The following is a 25,794-nucleotide window of genomic DNA, read 5'->3' as shown; positions in this document are numbered from 1 at the left end:
CAAGAAACTGTGGTTTACAAAAAGACACTACAATAATGGCGGCTGAGGGAGCGGAAGTTGTCTTGGTAGGCCGGCGTAGAGAAAAATTGGCGGAAGTGGCCCAAGTCATTGAGCAGTCGGGTGACCGAGCCCTGGTGTTTCCTGCGGATGTAACGAATGCAGAAGAGGTTCACAGGCTGCGGGATCAAGTATTAGCCCAATTGGGCGGGTAGATGTGTTAATTAACAATGCCGGCGGTACTGGGGCCTACAGCTCCATTCATGACGCGTTAATGTGGTGTAAATAGGGCTCCGTCAGGAGCTTTTCTTATTTAACGGGAATGAGATTATCGGCGCAACTATTGAGCTTATATGTAAAACCTAAGTAAATCTAATTTTTTATATATTTTTTGTTTGGTGATTTTCGTGTTAGCATAAACAGTAGAAGGGCAGGGGACGTTGAATACGGTCCCTGCAAGATAATTCACTGCCAAATTCAAGGAGGGTTCAATGATGATAAATGATACGGATCTGAAGCATCTGCAGCGCTGTATTGAACTTGCAAAGGCTGCTCTGGAGGCCGGCGATGAGCCGTTCGGTTCTGTACTGGTCTCGGCGGATGGTGACGTGCTTATGGAAGATCATAACCATGTTGCCGGCGGCGACCATACCCAACACCCGGAATTTGCTCTGGCACGTTGGGCGGCGGGGAACATGACACCGGAAGAAAGAGCCAAGGCGACAGTGTATACCTCGGGCGAACATTGTCCTATGTGTGCTGCTGCCCATGGCTGGGTGGGATTAGGCCGGATCGTTTACGCAAGCTCTTCCGCGCAGTTGGCCCAGTGGCTGAACGAAATGGGAGTTGCCGCGTCTCGTGTCCGTAATCTTCCGATCCAAGACGTTATTCGTGATACCGTGGTGGAAGGCCCTGTTCCCGAGCTCGCAGAGCAGGTTCGCCAACTCCATCGTCAATTTTACGAGAAGAAATAGTAACTGGCCGAGTATAGGGGACGCGAAAGAACCACCGAAGGATGAAAAATCCAGTGCGGTGGTTCTTTTATTTCTCTCTTCTTCTATGCCATTATTATGAATGGGGGCGATGAAGGATGTTCCAGGATTTCAAGATCGTCGGCGACCGTCCGGTAGCGATTCAAGTCAAAGAATACGTCAAACGTTTAATTATAAAAGGGGCGCTTCAGGCGGACCAGAAGCTGCCTTCCACGCGAGAAGCGAGCGGGCTGCTTCGGGTGAGCCGCAATACAATCATTGCTGCCTATGAAGGCCTGGAGGATGACGGATTTACGTATGCAATTCCCGGCAAGGGCAGCTATGTGGCCGCCATGGCAAACCAGTCGGCTGCAGATAATCGGGGAGCTGACGGCTCTGCCGCCTGGCAGATTCACTGGAAGGCAAGAATGAACGAATATGCTGTATCGGCTGTAGAGCTGGATATGATGAAGCAGGGCATTCGTGCCAACAAAGGAACCATCTCGTTTACAAGCATCGCTCCGGATGAGCGGCTGTTTGATCTAAAAGATGTAAGGCGGGCCTTCCTGGATCGGATGGCCATCGAAGGTCAGGTTCTGCTTAATTACGGCTATGCCAAGGGCTACAAGCCGCTGATCGAGTACTTGATGCGATATATGGAGAATAAGGGCGTCGATATAAGCGGCAAGGATTTGTTGATTACAGGAGGTTTCACAGAGGGCTTTGACATTGTGCTATCGGCATTGCGCCCTTCCGCCCGCCGCGGAGCGGCAATTTGTGAAAACCCGACCCATCATACCGCGATCAAAAATTTGCGGCTGCAAGGGTTTGAGATTACCGGTATTCCGATGGAGCGTGACGGTATTAATGTGGAGCTGCTCGAGGCGGTATTACAGAAACAGACAAACCGCTTCGATCTGGCCTATTTGACCCCTTCCTACCACAATCCTACAGGCATCGTCATGTCGCCGGCGAAGCGCATGGCCGTTATGAAATTAATGATGCGCTATGAGATTCCGGTGATTGAGGATGGCTTCAACGAGGAGCTGCGCTACTCGGGAGCGCATGTTGCACCCTTAATAGCGACAGCGGGGCAAGGAAACGGAGTAATCTACATCGGCAGCTTCTCCAAGGTACTGTTTCCTGGCTTGCGAGTAGGCTGGGTGCTTGGAGACCGGGCGCTGATCGACGCTCTGGAAAGCATTAAGCGTGCCCGCACCATCCATACCTCCACAGTCGACCAGTCGATTTTATATCAATATTTGCTTAACGGAAATTTCGATAAATATGTAAAAAAAGCTCGGACAGAGTATAAGCGCAAATATGAGCTGACAAAAGCATGCTGTGAAGCACATCTCCCGGAGGCGCAGCTGACTGGCGATGGGGGCCTACATTTGTTCCTCACCTTCCCGGCAGGCGTAGATACACGCCAGCTGCTGGAAGCTTGCACAGAGCAGGGAGTAATCTTTACGCCGGGTGACAGGTTTTTTATTCAAGAAGGCGAAGGGACGAATACATTGCGGCTTGGTTTTTCACGAGTAACGGATGAAAATATCGAACGGGGTATTCAAATCATCGGAGAACAGGCGCGCAGATTTTTTAAAATATAAGGATTTATAAGTGTGCGGCCGCTGCGGGTATAACCTACATGCAGCTGCCGGATCGTATTATGAGCGGAAACAGGAATGGGGGATGATGCAGTATGTTTCGAGAAGAGGGGGCAGGGCGGTTTCTATCCTCGCGTGTACGGGGTATTCGGCCTTCGGGAATTCGTGCTTTTTTCGATTTGAATGCAGCAGGCGGGGACACAATCGCCCTTGGGGTCGGAGAGCCCGATTTCGTTACGCCGGACAGGGTACGTGAAGCTTGTATTCAAGCATTGCGTGATGGGCAGACGAAATATACCTCAAATGCCGGCTTGAAGGAGCTGCGGGAGGAGATTTCCGCTTATTTATCCAGAAGCTTCGCGCTTTCTTATGACCCTGAGCAGGAAATAATCGTGACGGTGGGGAGCAGTGAAGCCGTGGACCTGTCACTGCGGGCAGTGATTGATCCGGGAGACGAGGTGCTGATTCCGGCGCCAAACTATATTGCCTATGAACCAATTGCTTATCTGCACGGAGGTAAAATTGTGGAGGTGGCTGCTGCGGCAGAAGAACAGTTCAAGCTGACCCCGCAGGCGCTGCAAGCAGCCATTACGCCTCATTCCAAGGTTTTGATGATCAATTACCCATGTAATCCGACCGGAACCGTTATGACGGAGCAGGATTGGCTGCCGATTGCAGAACTCGTAATCCAACATAATTTGATTGTCATTTCGGATGAAGTTTATGCCGAGTTGACGTATGGGAAGAAGCATGTCAGTATCGCCTCGTTGCCGGGCATGAAGGAGCGTACAATTGTCATCAGCGGTTTTTCCAAAGCGTTTGCGATGACAGGCTGGCGGGTAGGCTATGCCTGTGGTCCTCGTGAGCTGATCGGCGGCATGCTGAAAATCCACCAGTACACGGCCATGTGTGCTCCCACCATTGCCCAGATTGCCGCGATCGAAGCGTTGCGTCGTGGCTTGGCTGCCAAGGATGAAATGATGGCGAGCTACAATGAACGCCGCAAGCTGTTTGTCAGTGGCTTGAATGCAATCGGATTGGCCTGTCACGAGCCTGAGGGGGCTTTCTATGCTTTCCCTTCGATTACTTCTACCGGTATGTCATCTGAGCAGTTTGCTCTTCGGCTGCTTGAGGAAGCGAAGGTGGCGGTCGTGCCGGGACATGTATTCGGATCAGGCGGAGAGGGCTTTATTCGCTGCTCATATGCGGCTTCGCTCTTCGATTTGGAGAAGGCACTGGAGCGGATGGGAAGGTTTATGCAGGCAATGCAGCCGGTCTGATGAAAATCTAAGCGTAAAGAGAAAACTGAGAGAGAGCTTCAACTCTTCATTGCGGCAGGTTGAAGCTCTTTTTGCTATTTAAAAACACTTCCTGTCCTCTCACCAAACCTATGTTCTATCATTGCAGCTAGTCTATCAATCTTCTTCATTTTTCCTTACACCATCTGTAAGTATTTTTAGCTTTTTATACTGGTTATAATATGTATAGCTCAAATCGATCGATGATTATTCCGGAAAGTGATATTCAAAAAAGGAGAGTTATACATGGTCAGGCAAGAAAAATTGCTAGAGGTTCAAGACTTGCAGAAAAGCTACGGAAGGAAAAACAATATAACAAAAGCGTTAAACGGGATCAGTTTTGACATTCTCCCGGGAGAATTTCTGGGAATCATGGGACCCAGCGGCTCCGGTAAAACGACATTGCTAAACTGCATTGCGACCATTATCAAACCGACATCCGGGCGTGTCCTTTTAAACGGGAAAAACATCAGCGCTTTTGATAGTAAGGATTTAGCCGAATACCGCGGCAGTCGAATCGGCTATTTGTTTCAAAACTTTGAATTGCTGGATAATCTAACGGGTCAAGAAAATATATTATTACCCGTATCCATCCATGGGATGGAGCTGACAAAAGCGCGTGCGAAATTAGATGAGCTGGCAAGTTTCTTGGAAATTACCGACATCCTTGACAAATTTCCATCTCAAATGTCCGGGGGACAAAAGCAAAGAGTAGCCGCCGCACGCAGTTTGATTTCCGATCCGGATATCGTTCTGGCGGATGAACCGACAGGGGCATTGGACACACGCTCCGCGAGAACTTTAATGAATAAGTTGGACGGTATGAATAGAAGCAGCGGTAGAACGATTTTAATGGTTAGCCACGACCCGAATGCGGCAAGCTTTTGCTCTAGAATCCTGTTTATTCAAGATGGTGTCATCTTTCATGAATTGCGCCGCAAACAAGAGGAGTCTCGCGAGAAATTTTATGAAAGAATCTTGCAGGTGCTGGCCCAGCTTGGGGGAGGAAGCGCAAATGTTCTCTAGATTGATTTTTCGTAATGCCAAACGCAGCCGCAAGGAAAATTTGATCTACTTTGCAACACTTGTAACGGCAGTCGCCTCGTTTTATATCATTCTTTCACTTGGAAGACAAGATGTTATTTTATTTTTAAGGGAGTTTGAAAGTGATGCGATTGATAAACTTTTAGCTCAAATGCGACTTGTATATGTATTTGCTTTATTTTTATTGTTTTTCTTGATTTTATTCGCTAACCGGTACCAATTGAATCGACGAAGCAAAGAGTTTGGGCTCTATCTCATGTTAGGAATGCGTAAGGAACGCCTTGTTCTTCAGCTTTTGGCAGAGGGATTCGTTACTTCTGTTTTGGCACTTCTTGGCGGCATTTTAATCGGCGCATTTGTGGCGGAAATCATCAGCTTGACGGTTTCTAAATTAGTCGGGCAGGGAATTATCGGGCATCAAATGAGCTTGTCGGTGAGTGCGATTTTCTCTACCATCATCGGTTTTTTATTCATTCAGTGTACAGCACTCGTCATTCTTGGTGGAAGATTGTTTAATCAAGAGGTCCATCAATTGCTTTATGAGCAAATGGATAAGAAAACAGATATGGGGCATTTTAAAGGCAACGTAATCCATATTATGGCAGGTTCTGTCATGTTAGGTGCAGCCTATTGGATTGTTTTATATCATTTCATGGACTTTGCAGGCCTGCTTCTGTTTGTGGCCTTGGCGCTTGGAAGCCTGGGAACGATCCTTTTTATGAGGGGATTTGGCAAATTACTAGGCTTAATGGCTAGCTTGTCCAAGCGCAAAACGACTAAAGGGCTGCACACCTTTACATTAAGGCAGTTTCAAGAGAACATAGCGAATCGATCTGCATCTGTTGCCGTAACATCGATTCTAATTACGTTGTCAATCATTTTGCTGGCCAACGGCGCTTCAACGATTTTAAGTTCGGGAAGTCATTTATATAATAGAGATTCCTCGTTATATGATTTTACGGTTCAAGGGGATCGGCAAAAGGTTGAGCAATTTCTTACTTCAGAAAAAATGGTACCCTATGTTGAGGACCTAAATCTTTTGGAAATGGGAAGGATGAAATACCTTTATGAACATGGGGAAGAAGACTCGCCTTTATCTTTAGTTGATTGGTCCAAATTAAGGGAGCAAATCATCATGGCTCTGCCAAGCAGCTATAAAGAGCGATTTTTATCGGGAGAAATGCAGGGCTACAGTATCAGCTCGGAAAACCCTGAAGCACTTAATCTGCTTGGGGTGCTAGAGATTGATGCAGCGAAGCCTTACCTCATTCCTGAAACATCCTATAATGGACTTTTAGAAGCTATAGGCGAGAGACCTCTGAATCTGCATTCAGATGAAATTGCTTTATACTTTAATCCGGATTTTGTGCCTATGGATGATCTCGGAAGCATGCCCGTACTGGATCATATTCTGAAAAAGGCTGCAATGGAAGGGGAAAGTTTGCTGAGCATTAACGATCAGGCAATCTTTATCCGCCCATCCACTCCAATGAGAGGATTAGTCGCAGACCGTTCTATACAGATTCTTTCAGCATTTATCGTGCCCGATCCTATGTTTGAACGACTAATAAATACGGAAACCTATGTGTCCTATTGGAATTTCCGCATCCCGCCAAAGCTGCAAGACGAACAAGGTTTAATGATTCCAATGATGGAGGCTAGAGATTTATTAAAAGCTTCTGGCTTCGACTTTGAAAGTTATTTACAAAACTTTGGACGGAAACTTTTCTATGTAGTAGCCGGTAGTTATACGACATTATATATGGGATTCTTATTTTTGATTATTGCTTGTACGGTGTTGGCTTTACAATTTCTGACACAGATGAAGCAGACAGCCGGGCGCTATGTAACGCTTTCCATGTTGGGCGCCAAACGTCATCAAATGAAAAAATCAATGCATAGACAGGTGTTGTTGACCTTTCTCTTACCAATATCTCTAGCCTGCGTCAGTGGAGCGGTCGGGATAAGGGCTATGATTTCTTTTGTTATGATTCGCATCGAGGACAACGCGCTGATGTATCCGATCGCCTTTATCTTTGCCTGTATTGTCATCGTAATTTTGGCCATTTATGGAGTAACCGTTGCCCGTACGGCAGATCACGAGATCGATAAATTACGCTGGAAGCCAAATATAGATTAAGGAACCGTTTAATATCCCATCGAAGGAGGTGCCGAAGTGGCAAGGATTATCATTGTTGAAGATGATTCATGGATGAGAGAAGAGTTAATAGACATATTGCAAAAAGCCGGTTACGAAGCGGCAGCCATTACGGATTTTCATGATATAGCTCAACAAATAGCCGCTTTGGCACCAGACTTGGTCTTATTAGACATCAATTTGCCGGAACAATCCGGATTTGACATATGCCGAAGTCTAAAATCAAGGGGGATTGGTCCCATATTGATTCTTACTTCTAGGGATAAGCTGCAGGATGAATTACATGGTCTTCATTTAGGTGCAGATGATTATCTCACAAAGCCATGCAATCGCGATCGATTATTAGCGCGCATTCAGAACCTGCTAAGAAGATTTGAAAGCCAACCAGGCTGGATAGACGGGGGCGGTTTTTGGCTGGACCCCAACACCTTTACTTTGTATAAGGGCTCACAATCGTTATTATTATCAGCTAATGAAGGGAAAATTTTATTGGCTTTAGCGCAGCATAGGCCTGAGATTGTATCCAAGTCAACACTGAGTGAGCTTTTATGGGGAACAGACCAATATATAGACGAAAATGCCCTTCAAGTAAATCTCACTCGCTTACGAAAAACACTTCGACAATTAAACCTGGAAAATCAAATTGAAACGATAAGGGGTCAGGGGTATCGGCTTAGGGGGTAGGTGAAAACCATGAGATGGATAAAGGAAATTTATAATTGTTTTCATGCTTATAAGCTATGGTTTCTTATTTTAATAGTGACAAATCTCCTGTTTATTTTTTTCGCCTGGTTGGCTTACCCTGAAACGTTCAAGGTGTTAGTGGGCCTGATGATAGTTTTTACGCTGGCAATGATAACATTACCTGTCATCGTAATTATGAGAAAACAAAAAATAATCGAAGCTGCCCTTCAAGATTTTTTGTTAGAACCGAACGAGACGAACGAAGACATATTATGCCGGGTATCTCCAAAGACACATCATCCGTTTATCCGCAGAATGGGTAGCGTCTTAAGATCCTATCAGACGGAACTCAACGAACAAGTGATGGAGTTGGCCGATTATGAAAACTATATCGAAGGCTGGGTTCACGAAATTAAAAAGCCTCTGTCTTTGATAACATTGGTATTAGATAACCGCAGTGACGAAATGTCTCCCCTTGTAAGACGGCGTATGCTTCATGTTAGAGATCAAATGCTCGGAGACGTAGAGCGAATCTTGTATTTTGCCAGGCTTGAGGCCGCTCATAAAGATTATATGTTTGAATCCATACCATTACTCGCATTTTGTAAACAGACAATGGAAGACCATCGAACGATACTGGACGAATCCGGCTTTCAAATACAGTTCATAGGTGAAGAAAGGGAAGTGATTTCCGACCGCAAAGGATTGGCTTTTATATTAGCACAAATCATCGCGAATAGTATGAAACACGCGGCACAGAACCAGGTCCATCCCATTCTGACATTTGAAACGGCTTATGACAAAGAGAGTGATTGCACCATACTAAATATTAGTGACAATGGACCCGGTGTATCCGGGGAAGATTTACCCTTTATTTTTGATAAGGGCTTTACTGGAAGGAGAGGTACTTATACAAGAGAAGCAACAGGTATGGGGCTCTTCTTGGTGAGCAAAATGGCTTATGATTTAGCTATTCAGTTGGATGCAAAATCAGAGCCTGGTTCGGGATTGACCCTATCGCTCATATTTCCGCATGTGAAATAACTCCAATCTATCATTTTGATAGGATGTTCGTGTCCTGACAAGGGACAGACGACCAATTCTGAAACGCATGTCGTACAGGGCGAAAGGAGTGAGAAGACATGACAATACAACCAGGTGATGTATACAGCTTCTGGGACGAGCAGTTGGGCGCATATGCCGCCTGTCAAATTACGCATATGTTGCCGGAAGACAAACCCAATCAGCCTGACAGCTACGCTGTACTGACACTGCACTGGACCGGAAGCAATGGGAGTGGATGAAGTATTTGCAAAAATAGATGCCCGCGAGAAGGAGCGTCCAGACTGATAAGGCATTAGAGGTTCAAATGATTGTTACATATATCCCACAAAAAACAATCGCTCTTCACTTTCATCGTCGTCATCGGACCTTTGGAGCAAATAGTGGGCAAGGCAAAGCCGCATATTGCATCTTGCCGGTAAGGATATCGCAAAGACGAGCAAAAGTGCATTAAAATCCCGCCTTTTTCCAAAAATAAGGCGAAAGACGCTCAAATGTGCAGTTCTTTTTGCCAAAATGGGGCCATTTCGCAAAAATCGCTCCAAAGACCTGCACAATCGCTTTAGAATAAGGCAACGCGCGGCTTTTTCCCAAAAAGACCTGCAGTTTTGAAGTAGATTTTGATGACAATGACAGAATTATTCGATAGATTTCGATACCGGGCAAATAACTTCCCTGCGGGAAACAAATAGAACTCTCCACTCGTGAGGGTTCTTTTATTTTTATTTAGCGGCTTGTAGAGCGGTCGTAAGGCAATGATTTTATTTTATAGCCTAGAATTGGTGACATACTAGGTGTCATTAATAAAATGGTATAATGTGTTAACCAGTTGTTCAGAGGGGGAAGCGTTTGTGAAGAGAATGGATAGGCTGATGGCTATCCTCATGGCTTTACAGCAACGGGCGGAAACGGCACAGTCATTAGCCGATAAATTTGAAGTTTCCAAGAGGACGATTCTTCGCGATATGCAATCCCTTTCGGAAATGGGAGTTCCTCTTGTCTCCATGACCGGTCCAACAGGCGGCTTTCAATTAATGGAGGGGTACCAATTATCCCCTTTGCAGTTTACTTCCCAAGAAGCACTCACTATATTGGTGTCTCTTCAGGCGATGACTAAAATGACCGATACACCGTTTAATAAAGAACGATGGACTGTTATCGATAAAATTAAAAACAGCCTGCCCGAAAATATCTTAAAACAAATCGAACCGATTCTTGAACGAACGGAAGTTGAAGTGCCAAAGCGAAATTATAAAGCCCCTCAACTGTCTGCGTTGATAGATTATACCTCGGAATCCAGATGGCTGAAAGTATTTTATAGATCTCAGAGGCATCAACGCTGGCTGTGTATTTTACCGAAAAGAATATACACATCTCATGGTTTTTGGTACTGCGAAGCCTATTCACCTACTCATGAAGAAGAGCGATTATTTCGGGTGGATCGTATGGATAAGATAGAAGTCATCGAACGCCCGGAGTATGAAAGTGAGAATCACCTCTCCCATAAGGATCAGAGCAATTCAAATAAAGTGTCAAGCTCATTTAGGGTTAAGGCAAAGCTTACATATAGGGGCATGCTTCAAGTTGAACAGGATATCCATATCGGGGAATGTGTTCACGCTCTTTCCAATGAGGAGTGGGAGGCAGACTTTCAATGTCCAGCGACAGAATGGTCTTGGGCGGTACGTTTTTTCTTTTCACTAGGATCAGACGCTGAAGTGACTGAACCGGAAACATTACGTAAAGAGATTTATAGAATGGCTGAACGATTATGTAATCAATACAAATCATAAATATAGCGGATACATAATGAAAGAGAAATTATAACGAGGTGAATAATATGAATCAAACAATAGTGGAAAGGGCAAAATCATTTATTTATAACCATGGCAGACTGTTAGACAGGAGGCGCTTTGAGTACTTTTTTGAAGGCGGCAGTAAAGAAGCCGTAATCTCCGCACTTCAGGCTTATCAAAATCATGACGGAGGATTTGGAAACGCACTCGAACCCGACATCCGCTGTCCGCATAGTCAACCCGTTGCAACGGAAGTCGCCCTCTTGGTTATGGATGAGATGGGCTGCTTTGATAGGGACATCATCAGAGGAATTGCCTGCTATTTAAAGAAAATTACCGTTTCAACCGGTGGATTCCCTATCGCTTTACGAGAACTTAATGAATATCCTCATGCTCCTTGGTGGACGGTAAAATCAGATCCATTAGCAAATATTAACCCAACAGGACAAATTATGGGGCTTCTCCTTAAACAAAATGAAGTCACTGACTTTTATGAAGAAGAATGGTTTCAGCAAACGCTGCAATATCTCTGGGATTATGTTGACCGTGAGGAGCCATCAGGCTATCACGATGGCGTACAGTGGATTTCTTTTTTAGAGCATGCACCGGACCGACAAAGAGCAGAGGCGATTCTGGCCACTAAAGTAGATAAATGGTTGAGCAGACAGGATACCATTGAACGAAATCCAGCGGCTAAAGGATATGTACATAAAGTTCTAGATTGGGCTTCTTCACGAGAATGTTACGCTGCCAAGTTTATTTCGGAAGAAGAATTCAAACAGCATTTATCCCATCTCGTGGAGCAGCAACAGGAAGATGGAGGATGGCCTATGTCATGGCAGGAAGTTAGTTTAGGAGCCGCTTTGGAATGGCGGGGAGGGATTACTGTCGAACGGTTGAAAACATTGAAATCTTACGGAGTTTTATAGAAACGCGTAAAGAACAATACAGAAACCGATTCGAAGTGGAGCCAAAAAGCGTGCCATAACACTGCACGCTTTTTCCCGCAATTTTAACGATCCTCGGTTAGAAACCGTTCCAAACGCGCCTTAATCGCATCCCGAACCGCTCGAAAATGGTTCATAATTTCTTCCTCGGTTCCGGTGGCCTTGGCTGGATCATCGAAGCCCCAATGCCATTTCACTACGTTTTTATTGGAAATAACCGGACAATGTTCGTCTGCATGGCCGCATAGCGTAATCACATAGTCAGCCCGATTCAAAATCTCCGGGTCGATGACATCCGATGTATGGCCGCTAATATCGACACCGACTTCCTTCATTACCTGGACGGCACGCGGATTCAGCCCATGTGCCTCCAACCCGGCGCTTTGTACTTCGTAGCGATCATTGCCGAGTGCCTTCAACCAGCCATCCGCCATTTGGCTGCGGCAAGAGTTTCCTGTACAGAGGAAATAAACTAGTTTTTTATTATCCGACATGACGAGTCCTCCAAATGTTAAGTTGATTGCTTCGAAAAATACTTCCGCTGAAATCGAAGCGCGACGTTGACTAAGGCAATCATCACGGGGACTTCTACAAGAGGACCGATGACGGCCGCAAATGCCGCGCCGGAATGAATACCAAACACCCCGACGGCAACGGCAATCGCCAGCTCGAAGTTATTTCCCGAGGCGGTAATTGCCAGTGTAGAAGTCACCGGATAACCAGCTCCGGCTTTCTTGCCCATGAAAAACGAAATCAGGAACATGACGACAAAGTAAATCAGGAGCGGAATCGCGATCCTCACGACATCCAAAGGCAATTGGATAATCATTTCGCCTTTAAGCGAGAACATGACTATGATCGTAAACAATAAAGCAATCAGTGTAATGGGACTGATTTTCGGAATAAAGACGGTTTCGTACCAGGACCGGCCTTTTGCTTTTACAAGCGTATAGCGAGTAATCATCCCGGCCAGAAACGGTATTCCTAAATAAATAAACACGCTCTTGGCGACTTCGGCCATCGTAATATCGACGACGACGCCTTCCAAACCGAACCACCCCGGCAAAATCGTAACAAATATGTAGGTGTACACGGAGTAAAACAAAACTTGAAAGATCGAGTTGAAAGCAACGAGTCCCGCCGCATATTCGGTATCCCCTCTACACAAATCGTTCCAAACAATAACCATTGCAATACAACGGGCAAGACCGATCATAATCAGTCCAACCATATATTCAGGGTAACCTTGGAGAAAAATAATAGCTAAGAGAAACATTAAGATCGGGCCAATGAGCCAGTTTTGAATCAATGAAATAGTTAACACCTTGCCGTTTCGGAAGACACGGCCGATTTCTTCATATCGTACCTTCGCTAGCGGCGGATACATCATTAAAATGAGGCCAAGCGCAATCGGTATCGATGTAGTTCCGACTTGAAATTCATTCAAAGCGGCGATCAAGTTAGGAAATACATAGCCCAGCCCAATCCCTAGCGCCATCGCAACAAAAATCCATAACGTCAAATAGCGGTCCAGAAAAGAGAGGCGCTTTTTCTCTTGTTTGCTCACTTGCTGTACACTCCTTTACTCGCATGTAACCATCAGCCCTTGCTGCTCCAATTTCCGCAGTTCCTCGGTTAGATCAGGCAAATGGGAAAGAGCATAACCAATTTCCTCTAACCGCTTCTCGTTAATCGAATAGAACACCCACTGCCCCTTTCGCGTTTCGCGGACCAGTTCGGCCGTTTTTAGACGGCTTACATGTTTAGAAATGGCTGGCTGGGAAATTTTAAAGATGGGAACCAGTTCGCACACGCAGCAATCACGAGTACGAAGCAAGGATAAGATTTTCAGCCTTGTCGGATCGGCGAGGGCTTTAAAAATATCCGCTATTTTTTCAAATTCCATTGACATGAATATCACCCCAGCAGTTATAAACCATATAACCATATTGTTATTTGTATATGAGAAAAAGTCAATACAAAAATTATCATACTCTCACAACCGATTTTCTGAGACTAAGGTAAACTAAATAATTGCAATTTGCAAATAAATGCGATATAACTGTTTCATGAGGTGAAGCATAGTGGAAAATGTACGTGAACTATTTCAAATCATGACTCGTCGCTTTGGCTTTATGAATAAAAACTGCTGTTCCGCCGGCGGCTGTGATATCTCCTTAATTCAAAGCCATATCCTTTACGAAATTGATCGTCAGCATAAGCCCTCCATGCAGCAAGTAGCAGAAGCATTAGGGACAGATATAACGACATTCAGCCGACAAGTCCAATCGTTAATTAAAATAAAATTGGTGAAAAAAACGCCCGATCCGGACGACCGGAGGGTGAATCTGCTTTCCTTAACAACGGAAGGCAAATATGTTGCGGCGTCGATTGACCGGCAAATGAACGAATATTTAAACGAAATTTTCTCACACATGAACGATTTTGAAAAAGAAACCGTCATTCACTCAATCAAGCTTTTGAATGAAGCAATGGCGAAATCGGGTCAATGCAGCTCAACCCCTAGTGGGTGATCTTTTTTTCTGAAAAACTTGCAATTTGCAAATAATTTGAGGAGGACTTGGAATGACACCGGTTTTAGATGCAATTGTTATCGGAGGGGGGCAAGCCGGTCTTGCTTCCGGATATTATTTGAAGAAGAACGGGTTGAAATTTATGATCCTGGAAGCAGGCGAGCAAGCAACCGGTTCTTGGCCACATTACTACGATAGTCTAAAGCTGTTTTCGCCAGCTCGGTTATCATCATTGCCGGGCATGAAGATACCCGGAGCTGCAACCCACTATCCATTACGAAATGAAGTGATTCAGTATCTAAAGGAGTATGCCGAGCGCTTTGACTTACCGATCCGGACTAACCAGAAGGTTGTTGCCGTGGAGAATAGCGAGAACGGCTTTTCGATCCGAACGGCAGCAGGAGACGAATATCATGCGCAAACGATCATCAATGCGACAGGCTCGTTTCATAATCCTTATACGCCAGCAATAAGCGGAAGGGAAGCCTTTCAAGGGGAAGTCCTCCACTCTTCAGCGTATCGAAATCCGGATCGTTATCGGGGGCAACGAGTGGTGGTCGTCGGGCGAGGAAATTCTGCGGTTCAAATTGCGGTAGAGCTTGCCGACAACAGCCATACATCGCTCGCCGTTCTTCGGCCCGTTCAGCTTACGAAAACAAAAGTGTTGGGAGTTGATCTGCATTTTTGGATCAGAGCCGTCGGCTTGGATACCTTTCCATTCTGGCGATTTGGCAAAAAGCCTCCAAATCCGAGTTCCGTTGCCGATTTGGACGATTACAGGGCAAGATTAAAGGCTGGAAAGCCGGATCAACGGACCATGTTTACCTCTTTTTACTCGGAAGGCGTCGTCTGGCCTGACGGTACGAAAGAACCGATACAGACCGTCATCTTTGCGACCGGATATCGTCCCAATCTGTCTTACCTTCAGCCCATCGGGGCGCTTGACGCCGAGGGGAAACCGCTACAGACAGCAGGAATCAGCCTTTCCGTTCCGGGACTGTATTATGTCGGATTGGAAGGACAGCGTTCGTTTGCTTCCGCCACATTAAGGGGGGTGGGGCCGGACGCGAATTACGTTGTTCGCAAGTTACGGCGTTATCTGAAAACAAGAAATCACCTGTAGGGAGGCAAGTTCCCATAAACATGAATTGGTTAGCCGTCGCGGATCTTAAACCGGGAGAAGTCGTTTTGGACCTCGACCAGCGGAGGAGGTTTCGAATGTTTTTTGGCCTCTCGGAAAGTCGGGGTCGACATGGCGTCGGTAATGGGAGTCGCGCCCGCAGCAACGCCCTCCAAGGAGGGTTCGCGAACAAGTGGTGAAAAATCAATTCCGCAAATATCCAATGTTGGTTTATAATGATATCACTTATATTCCAATGACATGGTACGATAGCAGACTGTTCGGCAAGGAGGTCAACATGGATTGCATTACACCGAAAGAAGCGGCGTTAAAGGGGAAACGATGGCCTAAAGCTACCATAGCGGCGGGTTGTCGTCATACCGTTGGTCTTAAATCTGACGGCACGGTGGCGGCTGTGGGAAATAATAAACATGGCGAATGTAATGTAAGCGGCTGGCACGATATGGTGGCAGTTGCGGCTGGTAATGTTCATATGGCGACAAACACAGGCAATGCTCATACCATCGGGCTTAAATCGGACGGTTCTGTGGTGGCTGTAGGTTGGAATAAGCATGACCAATGCAATGTAAACGGCTGGCGCGATATTGTAGCGGTCGCGGCAGGGTGGCGTCGTACCGTCGGGCTTAAATCGGATGGCACGGTGGTGGCTGTGGGTCGAAATAATGAAGGCCAATGCAATGTAAGCGGCTGGCGTGATATGGTGGCGGTAGCGGCGGGTGACTGGCATACCGTCGGACTTAAATCGGACGGTACGGTGGCGGCTGTGGGAAATAATCGGTATAGCCAATGCAATGTAAGCGAATGGCGCGACATCGTGGCGGCAGCGGCGGGTTACCTTCATACCGTCGGGCTTGAATCGGACGGTACGGTGACGGCTGTAGGTTGGAATAAGCAAGGCCAATGCGATGTAAGCGGCTGGCGAGGTATTGTGGCGATAGCGGCGGGTAGTAATCATACCATCGGCCTTAAATCGGACGGTTCTGTGATCGCTGTGGGTTGGAATGAGCATGGCCAATGCAATGTAAGTAGCCGGCGCGATATCGTAGCGGTAGCGGCGGGTTGCGCTCATACTCTCGGCCTTAAATCGGATGGCACGGTGGTGGCCGTGGGAAATAATCGGTATGGCCAATGCGATGTAGACGGATGGCGAGCCATCCAACTGCCAGGCAATTAGTTTTCTTTTAACCATTGGCTTGTGGATTACAGAATTACAGGGCTGCCGAATGGCAGCCCTAAGCTTTAGTCGATGGAGTAACTATTATTTTAATGGGTAACCCTTCAAATATTTTTCCATAAGCTCGTTTGCTACACCAAGTGCTTCCTTCCTATTATTGGCCGGTGCTGAAATCATAAAGCCATTATTAACATCCCAGTATCCGTTAGAATCATTTTTCCAAATAGCTATCTTGCTGAAATTATTATTAACAAATATTCCACCATAGGAATAGGTGTTCGGTACTCCGTTTACAATGTATGTATAAACAATGATTGCTTCTCCATATTTTCCAAGGCGAAGTTCTAGCTCCCTTTGCTGTTCAGGAACAGGTATAGTTTCGCCCTCAATATCGATAAATCCTTTAAATGTTTTTATTCCGACAATATTTCTTTGAACTTTCCCATTAATATTTATAGTCACCTGTTTGACATGATCACTATTATCTTCACCTAATTGAAACATTACACCTTCAAAAGTAAGTGATTGCTGCTTCGGATAGTAATATATAATGATCGCTAAAATCATCGTTGCCAGCAGAAGAGAAATAAAAATAAATATCAATTTTTTTCTCAAGATCCGGGATACCTCCCTTTTTAAACGCCAAGTAGTAATAATAACTTGGTGAAAGATGATTTCCCCAGAAAATAACAATGCTCATTGAAACAAATTAACTCATATATTCAGTAATTGTCAATATTGATTTCTGTTGTTTAGAAAATCTACCTTTATTTCTAAAGATTATCTGACAAATGGTGCCCGGTAGTTAGTTGGATAAGGCCGGCATGACGAATTGCTTTCGTTAGGTGATTACTCATGATATTGTGATAGATTTAAATAAGTAAATCCAATTATGCGATCATTTGAGGAGGTTCTTTTGAACACGGATCAACGTAGGAGGGGTGAATCTAAATGGATATAATAGGTGTCAAGTATAGAAGATTAAAAAGCGGAGACGATTCGCAGTTTTCTGATTTGGTGCTATTGTTTAACGAAGAATTTGAATCACCAAGTTTGACATATGTAAATACAAAGAACATCGGGAATCTGTTGAATAATCTCAAATTTGTATGTATTGTAGCTCAGATCGATAACAGGATTATAGGAGGATTAACCGCATACGAATTAGAGATGTATGATCGTGAAGGATCTTCCATGTATATATATGATTTAGCTGTTAGTAAAGAGTATCAGCGTAAAGGGATTGGAAGTAGGTTAGTTAATGAAATAATTATGGCTCTTCGCTATACTACATGGGAAAAACTACGTTTGAGAGGCATAATAGAGCGATTTGACATGGAGCCTCTGCGGGCATGAGTACTCGCGAAAGCCGCGAAGGGTAAGGAATTCGCGTTGCTAACCAGCTTATCATGCCCGCCTCTCCATATAAAATCGCTGTCTATTTACCCCACCCAGAGTAGCGAGGAAGCATAATTATGTTATGTAAGTCGAAGAACATCGAGGATTTGTTTGTACAAGCTGATGGAGTTGACCAACATGCTATAAGTTTTTACAAAAAAATAGGAGGTAAACAATCCAAAACTTTTCATTTTTCGTTTAATCCATTAGATTACTAAAATAACGAGTCCTGCTCTACTTTGGATCGGGAAGAGAGGAAACCCGGATATTTTCAGTTATCCGGGAATTTCCTTGCGTTGGCTAGGGTCATTTGCATTGGTTGTGGTTTAAAATAAGCTTAATCTCTCTTTTAAACCTGCTATGACTTCTTCCGGGATCTCCCTGACCTTGATATCTTCACCCAGGAACAGCAGCCAATTGGTGATTTCAGTTAATTCTTCTGGATGATCAACATGGATAAAAGTCTTTAAGATGGCTGTGGTTTGGTAAGGATTCGTATAGGAAATGGAAAGCTTTAAAGGATGGTATTTTTTGAACTGGGCAATCGCCTTTGGACCAAGCTCCAGAACAAGGTTGATGACTTCTTCCTGCTTGCGTAGTTTTTCTAAAATCTTTTTCTTACTTAATCTTTTTTTCGTAGGGTATGGTTTTACATCGGTGAGATTGTCGACCGGAATGATCCGCCGTTTTTCTTCCTCTAAGTCAAAGCCTTCAATTTGCCATAGGCTTTTTTCACGATAAAGGTGCAAGAGATAAATGGGATAAGACTTTGTATCCTTCCCTTCTTTAACGGAAACCAATAAATAGCTGTCCACAAGAAGGATTTGGATCAATTTTTCTAACATAGGATGGGGCAGGTCTGACAAATCAAGCAGGTCGGGATTATTGGGGTTGGTCCCTTCAAACAGCAAGATTTGATTTAATAGAACAAGGTCATCTTGCTGGTTTTCCGAGATGAGACCTAATAATTTTTCAGCTAAAGACTGGCGGCTCTTCAGATAAGGCAGCTGCTGATTTCTCGTGGCCATAAAGGCAATAAACAGTGCTTTAATTTCATTATCGGTAAAGCGGACCGTGGGGAGGACCGAGTTGTTCATGACAAAATAACCCCCATCTCTTCCAACTTCCGCGACAAGCGGCATCCCCATAGCTTCAATTTCTCGGATATCTCGAATAGCTGTCGAACGAGAGATATTAAATTCTCGCATGATTTCAGAAATGGTAAAGTGGGCGCGGTTGTTGATATACCGCATGATGACATTTATCCGTTCAACTTTTTTCATCGGGCCCCCCTAAACAGTATCATTTTTTGACATGATTTAAAGTTATTATAAACCCATCAAGTGAAAAGATAAATCATTTGATAAATTTTATAAAAGGGAAGGTTTTGAATATGGCGAATTTTACGCTTGAGGAAAAAGACAGCTTTATCGTTTTAGGAATTGGAATTGAGCTTCAGAGCGATTACACGGACTATGTCGGCATAAACAAGGAGAAAGCAGACTTTTGGGAAGCTGTGAAACAAGATGGAAGGCTTGACACTCTAAAGGCCGTAGCCGCCAATGACTACATTTTTGCCGTAAATGAAGCGGTGAATAACAAGATGATGTATTATGCCGGCGTCATGACAGAGGCCTCGCTACCAGAAGCAACAAGAGTTATTCAATTTCCTAAAGGAGAATACCTGGTTGTAAAAGGGGAAGGGAAGACGGCTGAAGAGTTGAGTAATATGCTTACCGGCATTGCCTTCGGACAAGTCCTGCCGGAAGCACAGAATATTGCCTATGTTGGCGGGCCAAATGCAACGGTTGAGATGGGGCAGAGAGACGGCTTAGTATATGGTGAAATGTGGATTCCCGTTGTTAGGAAATAAGGATAAACGGCTATCTCCGTCCTTATTTTAAAATAGGGGTTAGAGTCTGCTTCCGTGCGATTTATGCTCGAAGCAGGCTCTGGAACAACGCTTACAAAACTTTTTGGAGGGATGAGAATGTCTTTTATCGTTGACTTTAAAAACGTGTCTACGGTTGGTTTAGAGTCTTCACCCGTAGCAGAAGCGCTTGCCGGTTTGCGAGCTAATGAAGCCCGTTACTTTATGAACAAATATAAGCATGAATTTACGGTTGTACCAGCCAGCGAAAGCCAGGAAACCCTAGATTATGTAAACCGAATTTTGAAAGAAGAACGTGACATTGAGTTTGCGGCCAAGCCTTTGGAAACGTCGCGTTTTCAAGTGGAAAATATCCAGTGGACCTTCGTTTTTTACGAGGATGGTCTTGGACTCAATGTCATGTATACGGTTGATGACCCGAAGAAGCGGGCCGTTGGTTTTAAGCTTTCTGAGGGGATGGAGGTCCCCAAGGAGTTGGAGGAGAAGAAGTTTAAGTTTGCCAGGCAGAAGTCTAAACTAGCCGGAACAATTCGGGGATCGTTTTTCGTCACTAAAGGCGAATACTAAGGGAAACACAGGTGCATACTTCCGCGAATATGTCGGTATGCCGTTAAAAAACTACGAGATTTTAGAATCTGGAAAATGATAGCGGAAACCAAAAAAGAACCTGGATCGTTTGATCAGGTTCTTTTGTATTGCAAAAAAACAGACATGATGATATAATCAGATCACGACTGCGACAAGAGATATAGATATAATTATCTTATCTTACACTTTAAGTATAACATGCCGAAAAACTCTTGTCAAATGTTTTTTTTCAATCTAATTTAAGGAGAGATGTTGATGAGTTCGTTGGTTCTCGGCTTCCAGGAAATCGACAAAACGCAGATTTTGCTTGTAGGCGGAAAGGGTTTAAATTTAGGGGAATTATCAAAAATTGAGGGGATACAAGTACCCGAAGGATTTTGTGTGACAACCGTGGGGTATCAAAGAGCCATCGAACAAAACGAAACCTATCATTCTTTGTTGAATCGACTAACCATGCTAAAAGCAGAAGATCGAGACGATATTGCTGGAACCAGCAGGAAGATCAGGCAAATTATTATGGAAGCCGAAATTCCTTCTGACGTCGTGAAAGCCGTTACTCATTATCTCTCCCAATTTGGCGAGGAACAGGCTTATGCCGTGCGTTCGAGCGCGACGGCCGAAGATCTGCCGCATGCCTCATTTGCGGGTCAACAAGACACCTATTTAAATATTATCGGCAAAGAATCCATCTTGCAGCATATCCGCAAATGCTGGGCTTCCTTATTTACGGATCGCGCGGTAATCTACCGTATGCAACATGTTATCCGTTATCATTCAAAGGATGGTTTTCCCGCAGGCCTCGGGGATTTTATTTACCGCTGATCCAATCACCTCCAACCGAAAGCTGCTATCCATCGATGCCGGCTTTGGACTTGGAGAAGCACTGGTCTCCGGCTTGGTATCCGCCGATTGTTATAAAGTACGGGAAGGGGAAATCATCGATAAGAGGATTGCAACTAAAGATTTGGCTATCTATGCACGAAAAGAAGGCGGAACAGAGACAAAGCAAATCGATCCCGTCCAGCAAAAGATTCAAACACTTACTGATGAGCAAATTTTGCAACTGGCACGCATCGGCAGACAGATCGAAGCTTATTTCGGCCAGCCCCAAGATATCGAATGGTGTTTGGTTGATAATACCTTTTACATTGTCCAGAGTCGGCCAATTACGACTTTATACCCCATCCCTGAAGCCAATGATCAGGAAAATCACGTCTATGTCTCCGTCGGTCACCAACAAATGATGACAGACCCCATAAAGCCATTGGGATTATCTTTTTGGCTGTTAACGACTCGTGCCCCCATGCGTAACGCTGGCGGAAGGTTGTTTGTTGATGTAACACCTATGCTGGCTTCACCTGCTAGCAGAGAAATGGTATTAAATAATCTGGGGCAATCCGATCCGCTCATCAAAGACGCACTGATGACCGTCATCGAGCGAGGAGATTTTATAAAATCATTACCAAGTGACAAAGAACAGAGTGCCGGTAAAAGCAAAGAAGCTATACCGCCTGCGGGTTCTCAAGCACAACTCGAAATCGATCCGACCATCGTTTCTGATTTGATTCAGCGTAGTCAAACATCGATCGAGGCGTTAAAACAAAATATCCAAACGAAATCCGGATCGGATTTATTCGATTTTATTCAAGAAGATATCCAGCAATTAACGAAGATGTTATCCGACCCACAAAGTTTGGGTGTGATTATAGCTGCTATGGATGCATCATCATGGATCAATGAAAAAATGAACGAGTGGTTGGGTGAACAAAACGCGGCAGATACGCTTTCTCAATCTGTATCGGGCAATATTACTTCGGAAATGGGTCTGGCGCTATTGGATGTTGCCGATGTGATTCGTCCTTATCCGGAAGTCATTGAATATTTACAACATGCAAAAGATGATCACTTTTTGGATGAACTGATGAAATTCAATGGCGGAAAGGAAACCCGAGACGCTATCTTTGCTTTTCTCGATAAATACGGCATGCGATGTACCGGAGAAATCGATATCACCAGAACTCGATGGAGCGAAAAACCGATTACGCTTATCCCATTGATTCTCAGTAACATCAAAAACTTTGGTCCTAACGCCAGCAAACGGAAATTTGAGCAAGGGCGGCAGGAAGCATTGAAAAAAGAACAAGAGTTATTGGATCGATTGAAGCAATTACCGGATGGGGAACAAAAAGCAAAAGAAACCAAAGAAAAGATCGACCTAATTCGGAATTTTATCGGGTATCGGGAATATCCGAAATACGCCATGGTCCATCGCTACTACGTTTATAAGCAGGCTTTAATGAAAGAGGCCGAACAGCTTGTACAAGCGGGCGTTATTCATGACAAAGAAGATATATATTATCTCACTTTTGAAGAACTTCACGAAGCCGTTCGCACAAAGAAACCGGATGACCCGGGTTGCATGGTCGAGCAGCAAGCAGGGCTAGCGATTAGACAGATCATCAGCCAACGAAAAGACGAGTACAAATTATATGAAAAACTAACTCCGCCTCGTGTGATCACGTCCGATGGTGAAATCATCCTGGGTAAATACAAACGAGAAAATCTCCCGGCCGGAGCGATCGTAGGTCTGCCTGTTTCTTCCGGAGTTGTAGAGGGAAGGGCGCGTGTCATCTTAAACATGGAAGACGCCGATCTGGAAGAAGGAGATATATTAGTCACCACCTTTACGGACCCTAGCTGGACACCATTGTTCGTATCCATCAAAGGCCTGGTCACCGAAGTTGGCGGACTGATGACCCATGGCGCAGTAATCGCACGTGAATATGGCTTACCGGCCGTTGTCGGAGTGGAGAATGCTACCAAACGGATAAAAGATGGGGAACGAATTCGCGTGCATGGAGCCGAAGGGTATATCGAAATATTGTAATGGCTGAATACGTTAGTTGGCGGAACGCCATGTGAAGAGGTAGCTGGCTGATAAACTTTGCTTATAATCAAATTTTCTATTGATGTCTTATAAAGGGTTATGCCACACTATAGAAGTGAGATTGTATTCCAGCTTTTTCCCGCGAAAGGAGATGTTTTTAATGACTGCTTATATGGTATTGGTGGTTTTAACTTAACCGAATATCGGGCATAGTATATTCCAATCTTTATTATAGCTTGGAATGAGAGTAACCGGGAATATCACCGTCTCCCGTGTTTGTTTGCTATGCCATAAACAGTAACCTTTCGTGAATACTGCTGTTAGCGGGATGGTCGTTGCCTTCGGCAACTGCTCGTCCATGCAACCCGGATACGATGAAGGTCGTATCCTTTTTTGATTATAAGCCGACTCTTGGCTTTTCGCCGCGAAACAGCAGCTTCTTAGGAGGCTGCTTGTTCGCGGTATTTTTATGCCCAAAAACAACTTTAATTTCTAGGAGAGGACAGGTCCAATGATTGATTTGAAACAATACGGCTATATTGAAGCCGAAACGCCGCCGATAGGCTTAATACCCGGAAGGGTTACGGAACTACAGCGAGAGCAATATACCGTCATCACCGAACACGGAGAAGTGAAGGCTGTATTGAAGGGCTCGTTCTACCACACTGCGGGGACTCGGGAAGATTTTCCGTGCGTTGGCGATTTTGTATTTCTACAATACAACGAAAACGGCGCTTCGCGCATTGCCAAATTGCTGCCTCGCCGCTCGAAATTTTCTCGCGCTGACTATTCGGGACACTCGGCAGGGTATGTCAAAACCATATTGGAGCAAGTCGTAGCAACGAATTTTGATTACGTATTTATCGTGACGTCCCTAAACTGGGATTTCAAGGTCAGCCGCATCATGCGCTACCTGACGCAGACACGGCAGAGCGGCGGCCAGCCTGTCGTAATCTTAACAAAAGCTGACCTGGCCCCGGATTTCAGCGCACCGTTAGCCGAGGTTCAGAAAGCCGCTCCTGATGTGCCGGTACACGCAGTTTCCAGTCACACCGGGAGTGGTTTAGACGGGTTGAGTGAATATCTGCAACCAGGGAAAACCGTGGTATTCCTCGGCATGTCCGGCGTGGGAAAATCCTCGCTGCTAAACGCCCTGATGAATCAGGAAGTGATGACTGTCAATGCTATCCGCGAGGCCGACAGCCGGGGCCGGCACACAACGACGCATCGCCAGCTTTTCATGCTCCCTTCCGGCGCGATGGTTATTGATACGCCGGGTATGCGTGAACTTGGGCTGTGCGGTGCGGACGACGGGATCAGCGCGGGATTTAACGATGTGGAGGAATTATTCACACAGTGTCGCTTCAATGACTGCCGTCATCAGACGGAGCCGGGCTGCGCAGTCCTTGCCGCCCTTGCCGATGGAACATTGGCGCCAGAGCAATGGGAGCGTTACCTTGTACAGAAGCGGGAAAACAAGTTTGTGGATGATAAATCGGGGTATCTAATGGATAAACGGGCGTGGCAAAAATCGATTGCCATGCGACATAAGGGTAAAAACGGAGGGTACAAGAAATGAACAACCATAATGAAAGGATTGTAAAGCCCGAAATACTGGCGCTTGCTTTGGGTAAAATGCTCGACAAGACGATAATCCGCGCGGATTATCAACTTAAAGAGCTGCAAGGCGGGACAGTAGGAGATGTTTGGCTTGTAACAGGCATGGTTGAAACTTCCGATGGTGAAAATCTGCCGTATAAGATGGTTTGGAAAACACAGAAAAAATTTGAGCGTTACGGTGATCCGGAATCATGGCGAAGGGAATACGACCTCTACGCATCAGATTTCCAAAAGTTGTTCTTCGATTCGTTCCGTTGTCCGGAGTGTTATCACGCCGAAATAAATGGCGATGAGATTCAACTGTGGATGGAATATATTGATGGTGTATCAGGCTTAAATCTGACCTCGGAAATGTATGAACGTATAGCCGAGGAATTGGGGCGATTTCAAGGCAGGTTGTATACTGAACGGCCGAAAGTATTGCAGAATCTGTCCAATTTAAGCAAGGTTGAGTTTATGAAAAACTACTATCTGCGGTATCGGTCATGGAATGTTTTGTATGATTATATACGCTCCGATGACTGCGAAATTCCGAAGCACCTATGTAAAATGCTCATAGACATAGATAACCACGCGGACGAAATATTCAGACGCATTGAAAAGCTGCCAATAGTGCTTTGCCACAGAGATTTTTGGGTGGCAAACATATTCTATTCGGACAGTAAAATCGTACTTATCGATTGGGATACCGCCGGATGGGGGTATATGGGCGAGGATATCGCGAGTTTAATAACGGATGAAGCAGACGTCCGTCATATGATTGAATACTACCAAAAATGCATTCCGGCGTATTACAGAGGTTTTTCGGAATATGCGGATGTGTCCCATATCTCCGACCATTGTATCTATGAACTTATCCTTGTTATGTTCGGCTACAGGCTTGTGGAATGGTATAAATTCGCTGAGTCGCCCGAAGATAAATCAATGCACCTTAATACCTTGCAAAAAATCCATGAGATGAGAAATATGTAGATCTTAGAAATCGGTACTATTCCGC

25 protein-coding genes and 1 pseudogene are annotated in these 25,794 nt (G+C 45.0%); 20 read left to right on the top strand and 6 right to left on the bottom strand.

The window, feature by feature from the left end; genetic code table 11:
• Nucleotides 1-62 precede the first annotated feature (62 nt).
• The 9 genes from ACTHRH_RS19690 (at nt 63) to ACTHRH_RS19650 (ending at nt 9,063) form a co-directional block, all read left to right on the top strand.
• Nucleotides 63-212 carry a hypothetical protein gene (locus ACTHRH_RS19690; protein ID WP_440417219.1) on the top strand — a complete coding sequence of 50 codons (150 nt, stop codon included), beginning with the start codon at nt 63-65 and terminating at the stop codon, nt 210-212.
• Nucleotides 213-491: 279 nt separating this feature from the next.
• A complete protein-coding gene (locus ACTHRH_RS19685; protein WP_144939031.1) occupies nt 492-971 on the top strand; it encodes a nucleoside deaminase in 480 nt (159 codons plus the stop codon).
• 116 nt (nt 972-1,087) lie between these two features.
• The gene (locus tag ACTHRH_RS19680) at nt 1,088-2,578 is read left to right on the top strand and encodes a PLP-dependent aminotransferase family protein (RefSeq protein ID WP_440417217.1); all 1,491 of its coding nucleotides are present in this window, start codon (nt 1,088-1,090) and stop codon (nt 2,576-2,578) included.
• Nucleotides 2,579-2,670: 92 nt separating this feature from the next.
• On the top strand, nt 2,671-3,855 hold the full coding sequence (locus ACTHRH_RS19675) for an aminotransferase class I/II-fold pyridoxal phosphate-dependent enzyme (protein WP_440417215.1): 1,185 nt from the start codon (nt 2,671-2,673) through the stop codon (nt 3,853-3,855).
• Between the two features lie 264 nt (nt 3,856-4,119).
• Nucleotides 4,120-4,899 carry an ABC transporter ATP-binding protein gene (locus tag ACTHRH_RS19670; RefSeq protein ID WP_144939033.1) on the top strand — a complete coding sequence of 260 codons (780 nt, stop codon included), beginning with the start codon at nt 4,120-4,122 and terminating at the stop codon, nt 4,897-4,899.
• A complete protein-coding gene (locus tag ACTHRH_RS19665) occupies nt 4,889-7,057 on the top strand; it encodes an ABC transporter permease (protein WP_144938993.1) in 2,169 nt (722 codons plus the stop codon). The genes ACTHRH_RS19670 and ACTHRH_RS19665 overlap by 11 nt, the downstream gene beginning before the upstream one ends.
• Before the next feature lie 36 nt (nt 7,058-7,093).
• Nucleotides 7,094-7,759 carry a response regulator transcription factor gene (locus ACTHRH_RS19660; protein WP_440417212.1) on the top strand — a complete coding sequence of 222 codons (666 nt, stop codon included), beginning with the start codon at nt 7,094-7,096 and terminating at the stop codon, nt 7,757-7,759.
• A gap of 9 nt (nt 7,760-7,768) precedes the next feature.
• Nucleotides 7,769-8,803 (top strand): sensor histidine kinase, encoded by a 1,035-nt coding sequence (locus ACTHRH_RS19655; RefSeq protein ID WP_440417210.1) that lies wholly within the window; start codon nt 7,769-7,771, stop codon nt 8,801-8,803.
• Nucleotides 8,804-8,901: 98 nt separating this feature from the next.
• Complete coding sequence (locus ACTHRH_RS19650; RefSeq protein ID WP_440417208.1) at nt 8,902-9,063, top strand: hypothetical protein; 162 nt, start codon at nt 8,902-8,904, stop codon at nt 9,061-9,063.
• A gap of 208 nt (nt 9,064-9,271) precedes the next feature.
• Here the strand turns inward: ACTHRH_RS19650 and ACTHRH_RS19645 are convergent, their stop codons facing one another.
• Nucleotides 9,272-9,523 carry a hypothetical protein gene (locus tag ACTHRH_RS19645; RefSeq protein WP_440417206.1) on the bottom strand — a complete coding sequence of 84 codons (252 nt, stop codon included), beginning with the start codon at nt 9,521-9,523 and terminating at the stop codon, nt 9,272-9,274.
• A 158-nt stretch (nt 9,524-9,681) separates the two neighbouring features.
• Here ACTHRH_RS19645 and ACTHRH_RS19640 point away from each other — a divergent pair, with 158 nt between their 5' ends.
• Both ACTHRH_RS19640 and ACTHRH_RS19635 read left to right on the top strand, forming a co-directional pair.
• Entirely contained in the window at nt 9,682-10,614 is a 933-nt protein-coding gene (locus tag ACTHRH_RS19640; protein ID WP_440417268.1) for a helix-turn-helix transcriptional regulator, read from the top strand.
• 47 nt (nt 10,615-10,661) lie between these two features.
• The gene (locus ACTHRH_RS19635; protein ID WP_144939002.1) at nt 10,662-11,546 is read left to right on the top strand and encodes a hypothetical protein; all 885 of its coding nucleotides are present in this window, start codon (nt 10,662-10,664) and stop codon (nt 11,544-11,546) included.
• An 83-nt stretch (nt 11,547-11,629) separates the two neighbouring features.
• On the opposite strand, the gene arsC is transcribed toward ACTHRH_RS19635, so the two are convergent.
• The 3 genes from arsC to ACTHRH_RS19620 are packed head-to-tail and all read right to left on the bottom strand — an operon-like array spanning nt 11,630 to nt 13,470.
• Nucleotides 11,630-12,058: an arsenate reductase (thioredoxin) gene (gene arsC, locus ACTHRH_RS19630; RefSeq protein ID WP_144939004.1), complete on the bottom strand. Its 429-nt coding sequence runs from the start codon at nt 12,056-12,058 to the stop codon at nt 11,630-11,632.
• Between the two features lie 17 nt (nt 12,059-12,075).
• Nucleotides 12,076-13,131, bottom strand: coding sequence for an ACR3 family arsenite efflux transporter (gene arsB / locus ACTHRH_RS19625; protein ID WP_440417203.1), 1,056 nt, complete (start codon nt 13,129-13,131; stop codon nt 12,076-12,078).
• Nucleotides 13,132-13,146: 15 nt separating this feature from the next.
• Nucleotides 13,147-13,470, bottom strand: coding sequence for an ArsR/SmtB family transcription factor (locus ACTHRH_RS19620; RefSeq protein WP_440417266.1), 324 nt, complete (start codon nt 13,468-13,470; stop codon nt 13,147-13,149).
• 178 nt (nt 13,471-13,648) lie between these two features.
• Between ACTHRH_RS19620 and ACTHRH_RS19615 the strand changes: the two genes are divergently transcribed.
• From ACTHRH_RS19615 to ACTHRH_RS19605, 3 genes are all read left to right on the top strand, one after another.
• Nucleotides 13,649-14,098 (top strand): MarR family winged helix-turn-helix transcriptional regulator, encoded by a 450-nt coding sequence (locus ACTHRH_RS19615; RefSeq protein ID WP_440417201.1) that lies wholly within the window; start codon nt 13,649-13,651, stop codon nt 14,096-14,098.
• 52 nt (nt 14,099-14,150) lie between these two features.
• Nucleotides 14,151-15,221: a flavin-containing monooxygenase gene (locus ACTHRH_RS19610; RefSeq protein WP_440417199.1), complete on the top strand. Its 1,071-nt coding sequence runs from the start codon at nt 14,151-14,153 to the stop codon at nt 15,219-15,221.
• A gap of 295 nt (nt 15,222-15,516) precedes the next feature.
• Complete coding sequence (locus ACTHRH_RS19605) at nt 15,517-16,413, top strand: RCC1 domain-containing protein (protein WP_440417197.1); 897 nt, start codon at nt 15,517-15,519, stop codon at nt 16,411-16,413.
• Between the two features lie 84 nt (nt 16,414-16,497).
• Here the strand turns inward: ACTHRH_RS19605 and ACTHRH_RS19600 are convergent, their stop codons facing one another.
• Nucleotides 16,498-17,028, bottom strand: coding sequence for a hypothetical protein (locus ACTHRH_RS19600; RefSeq protein WP_440417195.1), 531 nt, complete (start codon nt 17,026-17,028; stop codon nt 16,498-16,500).
• Nucleotides 17,029-17,364: 336 nt separating this feature from the next.
• On the opposite strand from ACTHRH_RS19600, the gene ACTHRH_RS19595 reads away from it, so the two are divergent.
• Nucleotides 17,365-17,769 (top strand): GNAT family N-acetyltransferase, encoded by a 405-nt coding sequence (locus tag ACTHRH_RS19595; RefSeq protein WP_440417193.1) that lies wholly within the window; start codon nt 17,365-17,367, stop codon nt 17,767-17,769.
• A gap of 368 nt (nt 17,770-18,137) precedes the next feature.
• On the opposite strand, the gene ACTHRH_RS19590 is transcribed toward ACTHRH_RS19595, so the two are convergent.
• Nucleotides 18,138-19,094 carry a helix-turn-helix transcriptional regulator gene (locus tag ACTHRH_RS19590; protein ID WP_440417191.1) on the bottom strand — a complete coding sequence of 319 codons (957 nt, stop codon included), beginning with the start codon at nt 19,092-19,094 and terminating at the stop codon, nt 18,138-18,140.
• Between the two features lie 110 nt (nt 19,095-19,204).
• Here ACTHRH_RS19590 and ACTHRH_RS19585 point away from each other — a divergent pair, with 110 nt between their 5' ends.
• The 5 genes and pseudogenes from ACTHRH_RS19585 to ACTHRH_RS19565 all read left to right on the top strand — a co-directional run bounded on the left by ACTHRH_RS19585 (nt 19,205) and on the right by ACTHRH_RS19565 (nt 25,769).
• Nucleotides 19,205-19,684, top strand: a complete 480-nt coding sequence (locus ACTHRH_RS19585; protein ID WP_379290630.1) for a GyrI-like domain-containing protein — start codon at nt 19,205-19,207, stop codon at nt 19,682-19,684.
• 117 nt (nt 19,685-19,801) lie between these two features.
• Nucleotides 19,802-20,269: a phage tail protein gene (locus ACTHRH_RS19580; protein WP_440417189.1), complete on the top strand. Its 468-nt coding sequence runs from the start codon at nt 19,802-19,804 to the stop codon at nt 20,267-20,269.
• Nucleotides 20,270-20,545: 276 nt separating this feature from the next.
• Nucleotides 20,546-23,177 (top strand): annotated as a pseudogene (gene ppsA, locus ACTHRH_RS19575) (phosphoenolpyruvate synthase).
• Nucleotides 23,178-23,688: 511 nt separating this feature from the next.
• A complete protein-coding gene (gene rsgA, locus ACTHRH_RS19570; protein WP_440417187.1) occupies nt 23,689-24,756 on the top strand; it encodes a ribosome small subunit-dependent GTPase A in 1,068 nt (355 codons plus the stop codon).
• Nucleotides 24,753-25,769 carry an aminoglycoside phosphotransferase family protein gene (locus ACTHRH_RS19565; protein ID WP_440417185.1) on the top strand — a complete coding sequence of 339 codons (1,017 nt, stop codon included), beginning with the start codon at nt 24,753-24,755 and terminating at the stop codon, nt 25,767-25,769. The genes rsgA and ACTHRH_RS19565 overlap by 4 nt, the downstream gene beginning before the upstream one ends.
• Nucleotides 25,770-25,794 lie beyond the last annotated feature (25 nt).

It is taken from the genome of Paenibacillus sp. SAFN-117 (assembly GCF_051966115.1).
GTDB classification, from domain to species: domain Bacteria; phylum Bacillota; class Bacilli; order Paenibacillales; family NBRC-103111; genus Paenibacillus_L; species Paenibacillus_L residui.
The sequence above is the reverse complement of the archived record's forward strand: the minus strand, read 5'-3'. Positions and strand labels throughout refer to the sequence as shown.